Origin of the sequence: Rhodococcus sp. MEB041, from assembly GCF_030208955.1 — a bacterium.
Lineage (GTDB): Bacteria > Actinomycetota > Actinomycetes > Mycobacteriales > Mycobacteriaceae > Rhodococcoides.
On sequence record NZ_JARVSZ010000003.1, the window covers coordinates 280,851 to 297,273 of the forward strand.

16 protein-coding genes are annotated in these 16,423 nt (G+C 69.1%); 7 read left to right on the forward strand and 9 right to left on the reverse strand.

What is annotated here, in order from left to right; all coding sequences use genetic code 11:
- Positions 1-2: 2 nt before the first annotated feature.
- Together QRN16_RS11185 and QRN16_RS11190 are read right to left on the reverse strand one after the other, a co-directional pair.
- Positions 3-497 carry a pyridoxamine 5'-phosphate oxidase family protein gene (locus tag QRN16_RS11185; protein ID WP_027506110.1) on the reverse strand — a complete coding sequence of 165 codons (495 nt, stop codon included), beginning with the start codon at positions 495-497 and terminating at the stop codon, positions 3-5.
- A gap of 45 nt (positions 498-542) precedes the next feature.
- Complete coding sequence (locus QRN16_RS11190) at positions 543-1,142, reverse strand: CatB-related O-acetyltransferase (RefSeq protein ID WP_222649917.1); 600 nt, start codon at positions 1,140-1,142, stop codon at positions 543-545.
- A gap of 146 nt (positions 1,143-1,288) precedes the next feature.
- On the opposite strand from QRN16_RS11190, the gene QRN16_RS11195 reads away from it, so the two are divergent.
- Positions 1,289-2,050, forward strand: coding sequence for a DUF6319 family protein (locus tag QRN16_RS11195; protein ID WP_285186664.1), 762 nt, complete (start codon positions 1,289-1,291; stop codon positions 2,048-2,050).
- Between the two features lie 59 nt (positions 2,051-2,109).
- Entirely contained in the window at positions 2,110-2,781 is a 672-nt protein-coding gene (locus tag QRN16_RS11200) for a S1 family peptidase (RefSeq protein ID WP_027506112.1), read from the forward strand.
- Between the two features lie 86 nt (positions 2,782-2,867).
- Here QRN16_RS11200 and QRN16_RS11205 read toward each other — a convergent pair whose 3' ends face one another.
- A complete protein-coding gene (locus QRN16_RS11205) occupies positions 2,868-3,335 on the reverse strand; it encodes a DUF6764 family protein (RefSeq protein ID WP_037185983.1) in 468 nt (155 codons plus the stop codon).
- Positions 3,336-3,473: 138 nt separating this feature from the next.
- Positions 3,474-5,207 carry a dihydroxy-acid dehydratase gene (ilvD, locus tag QRN16_RS11210; protein WP_027506114.1) on the reverse strand — a complete coding sequence of 578 codons (1,734 nt, stop codon included), beginning with the start codon at positions 5,205-5,207 and terminating at the stop codon, positions 3,474-3,476.
- Positions 5,208-5,438: 231 nt separating this feature from the next.
- Between ilvD and QRN16_RS11215 the strand changes: the two genes are divergently transcribed.
- Complete coding sequence (locus QRN16_RS11215) at positions 5,439-6,017, forward strand: sigma-70 family RNA polymerase sigma factor (protein WP_285186675.1); 579 nt, start codon at positions 5,439-5,441, stop codon at positions 6,015-6,017.
- A gap of 3 nt (positions 6,018-6,020) precedes the next feature.
- Here QRN16_RS11215 and QRN16_RS11220 read toward each other — a convergent pair whose 3' ends face one another.
- Complete coding sequence (locus tag QRN16_RS11220; RefSeq protein ID WP_350310206.1) at positions 6,021-7,448, reverse strand: MFS transporter; 1,428 nt, start codon at positions 7,446-7,448, stop codon at positions 6,021-6,023.
- Positions 7,445-8,056 carry an LppU family putative lipoprotein gene (gene lppU / locus QRN16_RS11225; RefSeq protein ID WP_222629718.1) on the reverse strand — a complete coding sequence of 204 codons (612 nt, stop codon included), beginning with the start codon at positions 8,054-8,056 and terminating at the stop codon, positions 7,445-7,447. The genes QRN16_RS11220 and lppU overlap by 4 nt, the downstream gene beginning before the upstream one ends.
- 53 nt (positions 8,057-8,109) lie before the next feature.
- Between lppU and QRN16_RS11230 the strand changes: the two genes are divergently transcribed.
- Together QRN16_RS11230 and QRN16_RS11235 are read left to right on the forward strand one after the other, a co-directional pair.
- Positions 8,110-9,162: an ATP-dependent DNA ligase gene (locus QRN16_RS11230; protein WP_222632253.1), complete on the forward strand. Its 1,053-nt coding sequence runs from the start codon at positions 8,110-8,112 to the stop codon at positions 9,160-9,162.
- 2 nt (positions 9,163-9,164) lie between these two features.
- A complete protein-coding gene (locus QRN16_RS11235) occupies positions 9,165-10,250 on the forward strand; it encodes a DNA polymerase domain-containing protein (RefSeq protein WP_027506119.1) in 1,086 nt (361 codons plus the stop codon).
- A 6-nt stretch (positions 10,251-10,256) separates the two neighbouring features.
- Here QRN16_RS11235 and nhaA read toward each other — a convergent pair whose 3' ends face one another.
- A complete protein-coding gene (gene nhaA, locus QRN16_RS11240) occupies positions 10,257-12,101 on the reverse strand; it encodes a Na+/H+ antiporter NhaA (RefSeq protein WP_285186932.1) in 1,845 nt (614 codons plus the stop codon).
- Positions 12,102-12,216: 115 nt separating this feature from the next.
- The gene (locus tag QRN16_RS11245; RefSeq protein ID WP_056441116.1) at positions 12,217-12,777 is read right to left on the reverse strand and encodes a Dps family protein; all 561 of its coding nucleotides are present in this window, start codon (positions 12,775-12,777) and stop codon (positions 12,217-12,219) included.
- Between the two features lie 152 nt (positions 12,778-12,929).
- Here QRN16_RS11245 and QRN16_RS11250 point away from each other — a divergent pair, with 152 nt between their 5' ends.
- On the forward strand, positions 12,930-13,940 hold the full coding sequence (locus QRN16_RS11250; RefSeq protein ID WP_027506122.1) for a zinc-binding metallopeptidase family protein: 1,011 nt from the start codon (positions 12,930-12,932) through the stop codon (positions 13,938-13,940).
- Between the two features lie 11 nt (positions 13,941-13,951).
- Here the strand turns inward: QRN16_RS11250 and QRN16_RS11255 are convergent, their stop codons facing one another.
- Positions 13,952-15,253 carry an EAL domain-containing protein gene (locus tag QRN16_RS11255; RefSeq protein WP_235578864.1) on the reverse strand — a complete coding sequence of 434 codons (1,302 nt, stop codon included), beginning with the start codon at positions 15,251-15,253 and terminating at the stop codon, positions 13,952-13,954.
- A gap of 219 nt (positions 15,254-15,472) precedes the next feature.
- Between QRN16_RS11255 and QRN16_RS11260 the strand changes: the two genes are divergently transcribed.
- Positions 15,473-16,405 (forward strand): L,D-transpeptidase, encoded by a 933-nt coding sequence (locus QRN16_RS11260; protein ID WP_285186691.1) that lies wholly within the window; start codon positions 15,473-15,475, stop codon positions 16,403-16,405.
- The last annotated feature ends 18 nt before the right edge of the window (positions 16,406-16,423 follow it).

Below are 16,423 nucleotides of genomic sequence, written 5' to 3' on the forward strand. Positions count from 1 at the left end.
CGTCACGACATGTCGACCTTCTCGTTGTCACCCACGTCCGGCTTGTCGCCCGTGATGCGCGACTTGGCGTACGCGATGAGTGTCGAGACCTTGGACCCCGGCGCCGACCAGAACTCGGCTCCCTCCGACTCCACCCGGATGAGGACGACCTCGTCGGACTCGGGACCGTTCTCGAACCACGCGGCGACGCCCTGGCTCCAGAGATCCTTCTTCTTCGCGTCGTCCAGCACCACGCTCGCGCGCCCCGACAGCGAGACCCACGACGTGCCCGACTGGAACGACACGTTGACCGACGGATCGGAACGGATGTCGGCCACCTTCCTCGAGTCGTTCGCGGCGAAGAACCACAGATCGCCGTCGAACTCCGTCTCCTGCAGGGCCATCGGCCTCGCCTTCAGGTGGCCGTCGGTGCCGTGGGTGGTGAACATGCAGAGTTTCGCGTCGGACAGCAGTTCGGCGACGCGGGCGGTGCCTTCGGTTCTCTCGTCAGTAGTCATGGGGCACGGCTACCCGCGGTGGTGGTGGCGCAACCGGAAGGCGGGTCAGGAGACGCCGTACTTGGCGACGAACCCGTCGAGATCCGCGCTCTGCAGGTCTGCGGCACGGGCGAGGACGTCGCTGTGCGGCCAGTCCCACCACGCGATCCCCTGCAGTGCGCGGGCCGTCTCCTCGCTCGCGCGTCGTCGGATCGGCTTCGCGGGGACACCGCCCACCACGGTGTAGGGCGGCACGTCCTTCACGACGACCGCCCGTGCGGCGATGACCGCCCCGTCCCCGATCGTCACTCCCGACATGATCATGGCGCCGAGGCCCACCCACACGTCGTGGCCGATGCTGACGTCCCCCTTGGTGCGCGGCTCCGCGCGCCGGGTGCGGTCCGCCGGTGGGAAGACCTCGGTGAACGGGTAGGTGCTCACCGCATCGGCATCGTGCTCTCCGCCGAGCAGTATCACGGACCCGTGTGCGAAGGAGCAGTATTTGCCGATGGTCAACCGGCCGCCGTCCGCCCAGCCGACCATGGGCTTGCCGTAGGTCCAGTCGCCGATCTGGTGCCTGCGGTAGCGCCGCAGCCGGTTGGTGAGCGGGATGCGCCGATTGCGTCGTACTCGATCTCGCGCCGGTGACGGAAAGGGCAGTCTCATCCGATCGAGGCTAGGTGGCAGGACTCGGTGCGTCGAACGGTGTCGGTGGGTCGTGCAAAACTTCTGTCGCGTCCGTTCTGCCCCACGCCCGGACTCGCCGATCCCCAGCCACGACCCGCTCCACTCACGACGAGAGGCACCCGATCATGAGCGCTCCCGCCCGGCGCCGCGCCCCCCGACCCGGCGAGGCGCTGACCGCCGAGGACCTCGCGACTCTCGAGGCGGGGCTCGCGGCCGGTCGCCGCGTCACCGTCTACCTGCGGGAGGCGACGCCGTCCCTCGGCCTCGAGGCGGGCGCCTCGGCGCGGGTGATCTCGGTCGACGGCACCACGGTGACGGTGAGCCCCAAGGGCATCGACGACCAGCTGCCGTACGAGGCGGACGAGTTGCGTCTGCGCAAGGACGCGCCGGCGCCGGCGCGCAAAGCCACGAAGGTCGCTCCGCGCACGACGGCGGCGCGCCCGACAACCCGCCCCGCCGTGGTCCCACCCCCCGTCGTCCCACATGCAGCGACGCCCCGATCGGAGACTCCCGTGCCTGTAAAAGCAGCACCCGAGAAGTCGGTGGCCACGCCGGCTCTCGCGCCGGAGACGTCGGTGAAGCCCGCGGCTCGGCCGGCTCGGCGCACGAAGGCGCAGCCCGCGCCGGTGTCGGTGACCGTGACGTCGGGGCCCGACGATCAGTGGACCGTCACCGTGTCGCACGGTGCGAAGAAGCTGGCCAAGCCGTCGGACGTGACGGCAGACCGGGTCCTCCGCGCGATCCGCGAACTGGGCGACGATGTGGCTTCCGCTGCCGTCGAGGACAAGATCGAGGCGGCTCGGGCTGCCGCGCTCGAGCGGGTCGAGGCCCTGAGTCGGGAACTCGACGAGGCACGCCGCGCGCTCGATCGACTGAAGAACGAGTAGAAGCGTCGCGTTCCGGGTCCCGCGTATTGCTACGGTGTGCGTGACCTCGGAGGGGATACATGCTCAAGAAACTCGTGCTCGTTGCCACCACAGCGCTGGCGCTCGCCGGCGGGATCGGCGCCGGAACCGCGTCGGCCGCACCCGTCGCCGTGCTCGGTGGCGGATCCGGAGTGCTCGTCGCAGACAGCACCGGCAAGGGCAAGTTCGACTGCACACTGACCACCATCGGCAACGACGCCGCCGGTCGACTCGTCGGCATCACCGCAGGTCACTGCGGCGTTCCCGGTGATCTGATCGGCGCCGAGTACCTGCCCGACGCGGGCGCCGTCGGCCGCATCGTGAGCTCGGTCCCCGGCCTCGACTACGCCGTCATCGAGTTCGATCGGGGCCGCGTCGCACCGACCAACCGCGTCGGCAACGTGACCATCACGGGCGTGGGGGCGCCCGCGACCTTCCCCGGCATCATGTGCAAGGAGGGCCGCACCACCGGTAACACGTGCGGCATCACCTACGGGGAGCTCTTCCAGAACGACCGCACCTACACGCAGATCTGCGTCCAGCAGGGTGACTCGGGCGGCCCGGTCGTCGCCGGCACCACGTTGGTGGGCATGGTCAACGCGTACCTGGGCATCCCGTGCATCGGTCCCGAGGTGGGCACCAACATCCAGACGGTGCTCGACGACATCAACCGCGGCGGCGGCGTCGGTACCGGGTTCACCGTCACGGGCTGATCGCCGGACCCCAGCCACACGACGAAGGCCGTGACTCCCGAGAGGGGGTCACGGCCTTCGTCGTGTCGGCTGGGTGGAGCTGTGGATCAGTTGACGCGCAGGCACGCCTTCAGCGTGGTGAGGTCGCCGGCGAATCCGGGGCCGTCGCAGGTGACGCCGCCGAGGGAGTCGACCGTGACGGTCGAGCCCGGTGCCGCGATGGCGATGGACAGACCCGGGTTCAGGCCGAGTGCCTCGGCGACGGAACCCGGTCCGAACGCGATGGCGGCCGGTGCCGCGTAACCGACGGCCGAGCTGCTGGCGATGCCGCCGTTGAGGCCGAGCGCCAGGGCGAGGGCGTTGCGGCTGGCGTCGGCGGACGCGTCACCGTAGGCGGCAGCGGCGCTGGAGGCGTCACTGGTCGCCGAGCACAGGCCACCGGCGGGCACGGCGTCCGCACCGAACGGTGCCTGGCATGCCGTGACCGGTGCGGCCGAGGCGGTGGCGGGCAGGAATGCGGCGACACCGAGTGCGACGGTGAACGCTCCGGCGATGGTTCTCTTGACGACTGACATGACGTGGGTTGCCCTCTCCCGAAAACGATCGACGGCAACGATCGTTGCCGCGTCTTGTCCTCGAAGAATGCCCCCGCCGGGTATCAGCCAACTCTGCCGACGGTCACGGTCAGGTCACGGTCTTGTCACCGCGCGGTCTCAGCTGCAGACGGCGCCCTGCGACGCGGACCCCACGAGCTTGGAGTACTTGGCCAGCACGCCACGGGTGTAGCGAGGCGGAAGCGGTGCCCACTCCGCCTTGCGTGACTCGAGCTCGGCGTCCTCGACCAGCAGGTCGAGCGTGCCGTTCGCGACGTCCAGGCGGATGCGGTCGCCGTCGCGGACGAACGCGATCGGTCCGCCGTCGACGGCCTCGGGAGCGATGTGCCCGACACACAGGCCCGTCGTGCCACCCGAGAACCGACCGTCGGTCATCAGCAGGACGTCCTTGCCGAGGCCCGCGCCCTTGATGGCTCCGGTGATCGCCAGCATCTCGCGCATGCCCGGGCCGCCCTTGGGGCCCTCGTACCGGATGACGACGACGTCGCCGGACGTGATGGTGCCGTCCTCGAGAGCGTCCATCGCGGCGCGCTCACGCTCGAAGACGCGGGCGGTGCCCTCGAAGACGTCGGAGTCGAAGCCTGCCGACTTCACGACGGCGCCGCCGGGAGCCAGCGAGCCCTTCAGGATCGTGATGCCGCCGGTCGGGTGGATCGGCTCGCTCATCGCGCGCAGCACCAGACCGTCGGGATCCGGCGGGGCGATGTCGGCGAGGTTCTCCGCCACCGTCTTGCCGGTGACCGTGAGGCAGTCGCCGTGCAGCAGGCCGGCGTCGAGCAAGGCCTTCATGACGACGGGAACGCCGCCGATGCGATCGACGTCGGTCATGACGTGGCGGCCGAACGGCTTCACGTCGGCGAGGTGCGGCACCTTGGCGCCGACGCGGACGAAATCGTCGAGGGTGAGTTCGACACCTGCCTCGTACGCGATCGCGAGCAGATGCAGCACGGCGTTCGTGGAACCGCCGAAGGCCATGACGACGGCGATGGCGTTCTCGAACGCCTCCTTCGTCATGATGTCGCGCGTGGTGATGCCGCGACGCAGCAGTTCGACGACGGCCTCGCCGCTGGCACGAGCGAATCCGTCGCGACGCTTGTCGGGAGCGGGCGGAGCGGCGCTGCCGGGGAGCGACATGCCCATGGCCTCGGCCGCGCTGGCCATCGTGTTGGCGGTGTACATACCGCCACAGGCGCCCTCGCCGGGACAGATCGCGCGTTCGATGGTGTCGACGTCCTCACGTGACATCAGGCCGCGCGAGCAGGCGCCGACGGCCTCGAACGCGTCGATGATGGTGACCTGGTGCTCGCTGCCGTCCGAGAGCGTCGCGAAACCGGGAAGAGTGGAGCCCGCGTAGAGGAAGACACTCGCGAGGTCGAGGCGCGCGGCCGCCATGAGCATTCCGGGCAGCGACTTGTCGCAGCCGGCCAGCAGCACGGAGCCGTCGAGGCGCTCGGCGCTGATCACGGTCTCGACCGAGTCGGCGATGACCTCACGGGAGACCAGCGAGAAGTGCATGCCCTCGTGGCCCATGGAGATGCCGTCGGACACGGAGATGGTGCCGAACTCGAGGGGATAGCCGCCGCCCGTGTGCACACCCTCCTTGACTGCCTTCGCCAGGCGATCGAGCGAGAGGTTGCACGGGGTGATCTCGTTCCACGACGACGCGACGCCGATCTGGGACTTGCCCCAGTCCGCGTCGCCCATGCCGACCGCGCGCAGCATGCCGCGCGCTGCGGTCTTCTCGAGACCGTCGGTGACGTCGCGGCTGCGGGGCTTGACGTCGGCCGTGTCGGCGCTGGTGGAGGTGGTGGCGTCTGCGGGGGTGCTGCTCATGGCAAAAACCCTAGACCGCACCGGAATCACCGATCATCGGGCACCGCACTCGACCTCCGCCACCGTGACCGTTCCGTTATCAACCAGTGACCCGATCGCGACACTCGCGATGCGCTACCGCGTGGTAGCGCTGGCATCGTCATGCCTATCGAGAGCACGTCCCGCGTTCGACGGATCGAGGTGAAGACCGTGAATACACTTGTTGCACAGCCGCTTACGGAAGATTCGGCGGTGTCTCCCGCGCCTCGGCCCGCGGCTCGCTCGACGGCGGAACTGTCGGCTCTGCTCCAGGCCGTCGGCCGTGGCGACCGTGAGGCGTTCGCCCGGTTCTACGACGCGACGTCCTCCCGCGTCTACGGAGCCGTGCTCCGGGTGCTCCGCGATCGTGGATTCTCCGAGGAGTGCGTCCAGGACGTCTACCTCGAGGTGTGGCAGAAGGCCCCCACGTTCTCGCCCGAACAGGGGTCGCCGGCGGCGTGGTTGGTGACCATGGCGCACCGGCGAGCCATCGACCGTGTGCGGTCCGAGCAGTCGCGGACCGATCGCGAGTCGAAGTACGCGATGCTCGACGCCGCCGTGGGGATCCACGACACGTCGGACCGCTTCCTCGACCGCCGTCCGGTGCTCGACGCGATGCAGGAACTGAGTGGCCGGCAGCGGGAATGCCTGTTCATGGCGTTCTTCGAAGGTCTCACGTACGCGGAGGCCGCCGATCGTATGGGCGTGCCGGTGTCGACGATGAAGTCGCGGATCCGCAGCGCACTCGCAAAGATGCGCGTCGATCCCCGCGTGGCCTGCCTGGCGGAGTGACCGTCAGCGGCCGTCCGTCACGGGCGGCCCGGACACGTCGCAGTGCGTCGGTGTGCGACCCGTCGGGCGAGGTGTGCGGATCGAGACGGCGGCGAGTGCCCCGGCGAGAGCCAGCATGGCCGCACAGATGAGCATCGCGGCGCGGAATCCCGACGAGAACTGCGCGGGATCCAGCTGCCCGGAGATGCCGACGATGCCGGGAATCGCGGCGACCGAGAGCAGTTGAGCCGTGCGCGCGACCGCGTTGTTCACCGCGGACGCGGTACCCGCGTGCGATGCCGGTGCCGCACCGATGACGGCCGCGGTGAGTGGCGCCACGAGCAGGGAGAGCCCCACGCCGAACACGACGACGGCCGGCAGCACGGCACCGAGGTAGGTCGATCCCGGCTCGATGCGGATCATGAGTACCAGCCCGACCGCGGCCACCAACGGTCCCACCGTCATGGGCAGGCGAGGTCCGATGCGGCCGGCCAGCGCGCCGGCGCGCGCCGACAGCAGGAGGAGCGCCGCGGTGATCGGCAGTGTCGCCGTGCCGGCGGCGAGGGCCGAGTAGCTGAGCGCGACCTGCAGTTGCAGCAGCAGCAGGAAGAACACGCCGCCGAGCGCGGCGTAGGCCGCGAAGGTCACGATGTTCGCCGCGACGAAGACCCTGGACGAGAAGAGCGACGGCGGCACCAGAGGGTGGGCCGTCCGGCGCTCGACGACCACGAACACGGCCATGCCGACAAGGCCGATCGCGATGATCGGCCACCGTCCGTCGATCGCCCCGTACGTCAGTGCCGCGAGAGCGAGGGCGACGACGGCAGCTCCGGGGAGGTCGAGTCGGCCGGAGGTCTCGGGGTCTCGCGTCTCGGGCACGTGGCGCAACGCGACGACGACGACCGCGACGGCGAGCGGCACGTTGAGCAGGAAGATGGACCGCCACCCGGCGATCTCCACGAGCCAGCCGCCCAGCAGCGGGCCCACCGCGGACCCGATGCCACCGAAGCCCGACCACAGGCCGATGGCCGCACCCCGATCCTTCGGGTCGATCGAGGCCGACAGGATCGCCAGCGAACCCGGCGTCACCAACGCAGCGCCGATGCCCTGCACGACACGAGCGAGCACGAGGAACTCGACGTTCGGCGCCAGACCGCACGCGACCGACGCGACCGCGAACCAGATCGTGCCCAGGACGAAGATGCGCCGCCGTCCGACACGGTCGCCGAGCGAGCCGCCCAGCAGCACGAACGCGGCGAGCGTCAGGGTGTAGCCGGTGACCGTCCACTGCAGCCCGCTGACGTCGGCGCCCAGTTCGGTCCCGATGTCGGGGAGGGCGATGGTGACCACGGTTCCGTCGAGCAGCGACAGGGTCGATCCCAGCACCGTGGCCAGCACGATCCACCGGCCGCGCGCCGACGACAGGGGGACGGTCGGCGAGGGCGAGGTCACTGGTCGTCGAGACAGACGACGAAGGCGCGCTCGTCGTAGACGTAACTGCGTGACGACGGGCATTCCGACGCGTCGGTCGTGCCCTGCAGGACGTCGACGACCCGGACACCGCCGATCATCGGGGCGTCGCAGTCCGAGCGCTCCGGGTCGGGCGTGCCCAGATCCATGCATCCCCCGACCACGAAGTCGATGTCGAGGCACAGCGCGCCCTGCTCGATGCCGGCGAGCGTCTCGTAGTACGTCTGGTCGACGTCACCGGGACAGAAGTCGGTGGAGACCTCGGCAGACACCACGCGGTAGTTCGATTCGGGAGACCCGCACGCGGCCTCCTCGATGGTGGCCTCGTCGACCGTGCCGCCGAGACGCACGCAGTCACCCGCCTGCGCGTCGATGGAGACGTCGCCGCCGGTGCCGGACGGAGTGGTGGGGACCGGCGGGAGGATCGAATCGTTCGGCAACTCGGGCACCTCGGACGCGGGTACGGAGCCCTGCTGAGCGACGGGGGTACCGGTGATCGTCGACGAGCATCCTGCCAGCAGAGCGACCGCCGTCAGCACGAGGAGAACGGCCGGAGCGCGCCGCGTTCCCGGTCGCCGAGAAATCGTCATAGACGACACTGTAAGCCCGTTGCACCGTTTGTCCGACGTGTAAGTATTGAGCGGTGGACCTCCCCGTTTCACCCCCGTTGCAGCCCATGCTCGCCAAGGCCTCCAAGACGGTCCCCGACCAGCCCGACTCGGGGGATCCGGCGTGGTCCTACGAGCCGAAGTGGGACGGCTTCCGCACGATCGTCTTCCGTGACGGGGACGAGGTCGTGCTCGGGTCACGCGGTGGTAAGGACCTGGCCCGGTACTTCCCGGAGATGGTCGACGCCGTGCGCGAGGAACTGCCCGAACGATGTGTCGTCGACGGCGAGCTGGTGGTCGCTCTCGAGACCGACGGATCGTGGCGGCTCGACTGGGACTCGCTGTCCGAGCGGATCCACCCCGCCGACAGTCGCGTGCGGATGCTGGCCGAGAAGACCCCCGCGCAGTTCATCGGATTCGATCTCCTGGCTCTCGGTGACGAGGACCTGACCGGTCTTCCCTTCGCCGAGAGGCGTGCCCGCCTGGAGACGATCCTCGACACGGGTCGGACCGAGCCGCGGTGCCACGTGACGCGCGTGACCGCGGACGCCGCTCTGGCCACCGACTGGTTCGACCGGTTCGAGGGAGCGGGACTGGACGGGGTCGTGGCCAAGCGGCTCGACGGCGTGTACGTGCCGAACAAGCGCGAGATGATCAAGGTCAAGCACGCCCGCACGGCCGACTGCGTTCTCATCGGGTACCGCATTCACAAGAGCGGCAACGGTATCGGGTCGATGCTGCTGGGTCTCTACAACGGTGACCAGCTCCAGATGATCGGCGGCGCGTCCGCGTTCACGGACGCGAAGCGGTTGTCCTACCTCGAGGAACTGGAACCGTTGCGGCTCGGTGACGACATCGTCTCCGACGGCGAGCAGACCCGCTGGCGCTCAGGCATGGACCGTACGTGGATCCCGGTGCGGCCCGAGCGGGTTCTCGAGGTGGCCTACGACCAGATGGAGAAGTCCAGGCTGCGCCACGCCGCGCGCTTCGTCCGCTGGCGCCCCGACCGGGATCCGCTGAGCTGCACGTACGACCAGCTCGACGTGCCCGCGGACTACGACGTCTCCGACATCCTCGAGAGGTCCTGACCGTGGCCGCGAAGTCGACGCCCGTGATGCTGCAGGTCGGCGAGCGTGAGGTGAAGGTCTCGAGTCCGGACCGCATCATCTACGAGGCCACGGACCGCACACCGGACATCACCAAACTGCAGGTGTGCGAGTACTTCTCGACGGTGGGCGAGCCGTTGATGCGCGCCCTGGGGGACCGTCCCACCGCGATGGAGCGCTGGCCCGACGGGTATCGCGACGGGATGCGCCTGGCCACCGGCCCGCAGGACAAGGGTGGCGACGGCTTCTATCAGAAGCGATTGCCCAGAGGTGCACCCGATTTCGTCGAGACCGTCGAGATCACGTTCCCGAGCCGGAGGCGCGCAGAGGAACTGTGTCCCACCGAGCCGGCGTCGCTGGTGTGGGCCGCCCAGATGGGCACCCTGACCTTCCACCCGTGGCCGGTCCGTCGGCCCGAGGTCGACCGTCCCGACGAGTTACGCATCGACATCGACCCCCAGCCGGGAACCTCGTTCACCGACGCCCGCCGCGTCGCTCTGGTGACGCGAGAACTGTTGGAGGAACTGGGTCTTCGTGGCTACCCGAAGACCAGTGGCAACCGCGGCATCCACGTGTACGTGCGGATCCGGCCGGAGTGGACGTTCGAGGACGTGCGTCACGCCGCGATCGGCCTGGGCCGTGAACTCGAACGCCGCGACGACGGCGTGACCACGGCCTGGTGGAAGGAGGAGCGCGGTGCGCGCCTCTTCATCGACTACAACCAGAACAACAGGGACCGCACCATCGCGAGTGCGTGGAGTCTGCGGGCGCGTCCCGGCGCCCCGGTGTCGACGCCGCTGACCTGGGAGCGCCTCGCCGAGACCAGCGACCCCCGTGAGTACTCCCTGGTCACCGTCCCCGACTACCTGCAGGACGGCGATCCCTGGGCGTCGATGGACGACGAGGCGTACTCGTTGGCTCCGCTGCTCGATCTGTGGGAGACGCTGCCCGGCGGCGAACTCAACTTCCCCCCGGACTACCCCAAGATGCCCGGCGAGCCGCCCCGCGTCCAGCCGTCGAAGAAGGTGGCCGCCCATTGGGACGAGGACGGCAACCGGGCGCAGGAGTAGGCGACGTCAGTCGGCGACAGGCCGGCGGGCGGCTGCGCGCATCGCCTCGAGCTCGCGGATGATGGTCGCGGCGTCGTGGGGGCCGCTGTGGCGCTGCGGAACCCGGCCCTCGACGCCGAGATAGAACGTCGGTGTCCCCGGTAGCTCGCTGGTGAGCGCGTCGAGTTCGTCGTCCTCGACGCGGGTGACGAAGTCGCCGGTCCGGAGGTCGTCCTCGAAGCGATCCATGTCGAGCCCGAGGTCCGCGGCGTAGCGGTCGATGTCGTCGCGCTCGAGGGCGTCGCTGTGCAGGAACAGCGTGTCGTGCATCTCCCAGAACTTGCCCTGTGCCGCAGCGGATTCCGACGCCTCGGACGCGTACCGGGCATGCGGGTGGTAGTCGTCGAGCGGGTAGTGGCGGAAGATGTAGCGCACCTGGTCTCCGAAGTGTTCCCGCACCTCGCGCGTGCTTCCGGTCGCCTTGCTGCAGAACGGGCACTCGAAATCGCCGTACTCCACGATGGTGAGCGGCGCGTCCACCGGTCCGCGGATGTGGTCCCGCTTCGGGCTCACGCGGCGGAGGAGGTCCAGTGACGGTTCCGCGGGCGGCGGCGCGAATCGGTTGCCGAGCGAGAACACCAGCCAGCCGAGCAGCGCGGCGATCACGGAGGCACTGAGCACGCCGACGCGGGCTTGATCTGCAAGAGCCGGGTCGTCCAGCGCGAGATCGACGATGAACAGCGAGATGGTGAATCCCACGCCGGAGAGCGCGGCGCCGCCGGCGATCTGCGGGAAGGTGAGCCCCGGCGTCATGGATCCCGGCCGGAGCTTCGCGAACACCGCGCTCGCCGTCGTGATGCCGACGAACTTGCCGAGCACCAGGCCGACGACGATGCCCCAGGTCAGCGACGACGTGGCGGCGGCACGCAGCGTCTCCGAGCTCAGGACCACACCCGCGTTCGCGAGGGCGAAGATCGGCACGATGATGAAGGCCGTGTACGGCTGGTAGAGCCGCATCAGCCGCTCGTTCACCGAGACGGCGCGCTCGAGTCCGAGCCGCGCGGCGCGGGCGTACTCCGGATTGGGGGACTGTCGGAACGCCCGGGTCAGCGCGGCGGCATTTTCCACCTCACGCCGCCGCGGCGGGTAGACGGGCAGGATCAGGGCGATCATGACGCCCGCGAGAGTGGGGTGGACGCCGGACTCGTACATGGCGACCCAGGTGACCACCGAGACGAGTCCGTAGCCCGCGCCGCGCCACACCCGCAGGCCGCGCAGCGACGCGATCAGAGCGAGGCCCGCCACGGACACGAGCAGGGGCCCGATCCGCAGTTCGTCGGTGTAGAACACCGCGATGATGGCGAGTGCGCCGACGTCGTCGGCGACGGCGAGGGTCAGCAGGAAGATGCGCAGACGCACGGCTCGGGCGGGTCCGACGACCGCGAGCAGCCCGACCACGAACGCGGTGTCGGTCGAGATCACCACACCCCACGCCGCGGCCTCGGGCCCGGTGGGATTGAGGAGAAGGAACAACGCCGCGGGCAGTGCGAGCCCGGCGATCGCCGCCACGATGGGAACGGCGGCGCGGGACCGGTCGCGGAGCTCGCCCATGGCGAACTCCCGCTTGACCTCGAGCCCGACGACGAAGAAGAACAGAGCCATCAGACCGTCGTTGACCCAATGCTGCAGGTCGAGCTCGATGCCCTGATCACCCAGCGTGATCGACAGCGGGGTGTGCCAGAACGACTGGTAGGTCTCACCCCACGGCGAGTTCGCCCAGATCAGCGCCACCACGGTGGCGACGAGGAGGAACGCGGCAGCGACGGTCTCGCTGCTGTCTCCCCGACGCGCGTCGGCGATCTTGTCGACCAGGCCTCTGAACCGCGTCCGATGCGCGGTGATCGACTCCGTCACCGCACGAAGCTACAGCAGCGCCGCACCCCTCGCGGGGTGCGGCGCTGTGAGCTCGTGCGGTGGAGACGGAGTGTCAGCTCGCGTCGCGTGCCGCTTCCTTCTCGGAACCGGCGCCGGCCGTCGAGAGCTGGCCACCCGCGTTCTCGAGGTGCGCACGCACGAACCAGTGGAACAGCTCCAGCTGGCCGCTGTGTCCGATGAGCAGGTCCTCGGTGACGGGGTCGACCTTGCCGACCTCCTCGATCGCCGCGCGGTAGTCCGAGATCACGCCGGTGTAGACGAGGTCGAGCGCGCCGAGGTGCTCGATGGCCGGCGCGCGGCCGATGCTGTAGTCGTCCCACTTGCGCTGCGAGACGATGGTGCCGGGGGTGCCGAGTGCGGACGAGCCCAGCGTCGCGATGCGCTCCGCGACGTCGTCGGCGAAGCCGCGCACGGCCTCGACCTGGGGATCCAGCATCTCGTGGACGGAGATGAAGTTGGGTCCGACGACGTTCCAGTGCACGTGCTTGAGCGTCAGATGCAGGTCGTTCAGGGCGTTGAGGCGGTCCTGGAGGACCTCCGCCACATGGGCACCGTCGGCGACGTCCATGCCGGGAACGGTGTACGAGGCCGTCTTCTGCGTCGTGTCAGTCATGCACCGTGGATTCACCGTCGGCCCCTCGTTCAAACCCCCCGGCGTCGCAGGTCACACCGGCTCGGGGGCATGGTCTCGGTGTGGTCCGGAGCGACCCCGCATCTGCGTAGGCTGAGCGTCGTAGCGTTGTCGAGAAGGGTGTTCCACGAGTCATGCGAGTCTTCTTCTGCCGCAAGTGCGGTCAACAGCTGTCGTTCGAGAACTCCATCTGCCTGAGCTGTGACAGCAGGCTGGGATTCCACCTGCCGAGTCGCAGCATGCAGGTGCTCGACGACGATCTGTCCGTGGTCGTGGACGGCACCACCTGGCGACGCTGCGCCAACATCAAGTTGGCGCAGTGCAACTGGTTGGTCGACGCGACGGACGGGGACACGCTGTGCCTGTCCTGCGCCCTCACTCGCACGCGGCCCGCCGACTCCGACCAGGAGGCCATCGCCGAGTTCGCGTCCGCGGAGACGGCGAAGCGCCGGGTGGTGCTCGAGCTCGACGAGTTGCACCTGCCGATCATCGGGCGGGACGAGAACCCCGAGGGTGGTCTCGCGTTCGACCTTCTCTCGAGCGCCAACCGCAACGTCATCACCGGTCATGCCAACGGTCTGATCACGCTGGACCTCGCCGAGAGCGACGACGTGCACCGCGAGCAGCTGCGGGTGTCGATGGACGAGCCCTATCGCACGCTCGTCGGCCACTTCCGGCACGAGATCGGCCACTTCTATCAGATGGTGCTGATCGGCAGCGGTGAGCATCGCGCGCGGTTCGAGGAACTCTTCGGCAACCCGGACGACGATTACCAGGCGGCACTGGATCGGCACTACAGCGAGGGTGCACCGGACGGCTGGAAGAAGAACTACGTGTCGTCCTACGCGACGATGCATCCGGCCGAGGACTGGGCGGAGACGTTCGCCCACTACCTGCACATCCGGGACACCCTGGACACCGCTGCGGCCTACGCCTTCGCGCCCGCCGGATCCACCTTCGAGGCGCCACTGGCCGGCGACGTCGGTTTCAGCCGGATCATCGACTGGTGGCTACCGCTCACGTGGGCACTCAACCAGCTGAACAGGTCCATGGGACACCAGGACCTCTACCCCTTCGTCCTGCCGGCGAAGGTGCTGGAGAAGATGCGCTTCGTCCACTCCGTCATCGTCCCCGACGAGGTCTGAGCAGGCGCCTTCTACCAGGAACCGCTTCGTTCGGGAGGCAGCCGGGCGATGAGGGACCGCGCGCACTCGATGGTGAGCGTCGTGTCGTGGGACAGCACGTAGTCGTACCGACGTTCCATGTCGGGTCCGGTGTCGCCGAGGTCGCGGGCAGCGAGCACCGCGGAGAAGTGGGGCGTAAGCACGACGACGTCCCATTCCTCGCGCAACGCGTCCGACGCGGCGAGGTTGGCGCCGCGGATCTTCGGGGCAGGCTCGGTCCCGATGTTCTCCGCGAGCGCGCCGACGAGCGTCGCGTTCATGGCCATCAGCTCCCACCGTCGTCCGGTGATGGGCGTGAAGTGCTTGACGTGCTGGAACGCTCCGAGCATCAGCGCGGTCTGCTGGCTGTCGGTCGCCATCGCCTCGAGGTTCTTGCTGATCTCGATGAGCAGACGCTTGCTCGCTCGGCGTACGTCGCGACCGCCGGCAGCCAGGTTGTACGGCGTCGACATCGGGGTGAAGCCGCGATCGCGCGCGATCTCGAACTCGAGGGGTGATCCCACGGGACTGTCGACGGAGAGGTCGGTGGTCGATCCGTAGAGGGAGCCCTCGCCGACACGCGCTCCCATGGCCTGCGCCGTGAGCGCTGCTCGTGGGGTGTCGATGCCCTCGGCCATGACCACGGCGCCGGTGCGCTCCACCTGGGCCGCCACGGCGTTGACCACGCGGGCCGTGAAGCGATTGGGGCGTGTGGCCAGGAGGGTCCGGTCCAGCTTGATCACGTCCGGCTCGAGCAGCGGGAGCAGAGCGAGGGACTCGGGCCGTACTCCCACGTGGTCGACGGCGATGGCCCAGCCGAGTCGTCGGACCTCGGCGACCACCTGCATCAGGTGCGCCGGTCGTCGGATGAGCGCGGTCTCGTCGAACTGCAGCACCGCGCCGCCCATGTCGTGGTCCCGCAGGTCGGGCAGTTCCGTGAGGGAGTCGGGGTCGACCGCGATGAACAGGGGCAGTTCACGAGGAAGCTCGGCGCGCGCGGCCTCGCTGAGCGCTCCGTTCCACCGCGCGGCGTCGAGGTCGGGTGTCATGCCCATCGACTTCGCGGCCGACGCGAGTGACACGGGGTCGGCGAACGACGAGTCGGCGGGACCCAGAACGACCGCCTCGTACCCGACGATGGCATCGGTCTGCAGATCGATGATGCGCTGGAACGACGTGCGGAGGCTCTCGGGACCGAGCAGATCGCTGAGTCCGCCCCCGTCCCGGTCGCCGGAGAACAGCACGGGACGGGCCGGCCTGCTTCCGGCTGTGTTGGTTCGGTCGTCGATCACCACGGCGTGTGCCCTTCCGTCATGTCGGCGCGTTCGCGAGGAACGTGCTCGACCCTCGACCGCCGCCGTGGTTTGACAGGAGTCCTACGTCATCCCGACACGGCGCAGTCAGCGCCCTCCCGGGTGTCTCACCACATTACCCGATTGGCGATGGGGACCACCCGTATGTGTTAATTGCGGTGCGATCAGGTACAGCGACTTCGCTAGGGATGGTTCACAAGCATGGGTGCTCGACGTTCGGCTCGTTTCCTTGCTCGTTCGGCTGCAGGCGTCCTCGCCGCGGCCGCCGTCACCGTCGGGGTGGCCGTGCCCGCCTCCGCGGCGCCGCTGTGGCCCGGTGGCCCGGACATCTCGCTCCCTCCGATCCCCGGCATCACCGCCCCCGCGCCCGGTGTCCCGACACCGCCGGTCGCCCCGCCCGCACCCGTCGAGGCGCCGCGTGGTCCCGCGAACTTCTCCGCTCCCGCACTGAACCCGTCCGCGGGCGAGGTCGTCGGTGTCGCGCAGCCGATCATCGTCCGGTTCGCCGCCCCGATCGACGACCGCGCGGCCGCCGAGCGGGCGATCGACGTGACCACGTCCGCCGGTGACGTCGCCGGCCGCTTCTTCTGGTTCTCCGACAGCCAGGTCCGCTGGCGACCCGACGTCTTCTGGCCGGCGAACACGACCGTGACGGTGACCGCGGGAGACGCGTCGTCCACCTTCACCGTCGGCGACGCGATCGTCACGACGGCCGACGACGACACCAAGACCATCACGGTGACGCGCAACGGCGAGGTGGTGCGCACGATGCCCACCTCGATGGGCAAGGTCGGCCACGAGACGCCCAACGGCACCTACATCGTCGGCGAGCGTTTCCGCGACATGTACATGGACTCGTCCACCTACGGCGTGCCGGTCGATGCGCCCGAGGGCTACCGGACCTACGTGGAGTACGCCACCCGCATGTCGAACAGCGGCATCTTCGTCCACGCCGCGCCGTGGTCGGTGGACAGTCAGGGTGTCGAGAACGTCAGCCACGGCTGCCTCAACGTCAGCACCGAGGACGCGAAATGGTTCTTCGAGACGGCCCAGAAGGGTGATCCGGTGGTGGTGCAGAACACCGACGGCGGCATTCTGAACGGCCGCGACGGCCTCGGCGACTGGCAACTCTGAACGATCACATCTCGGACC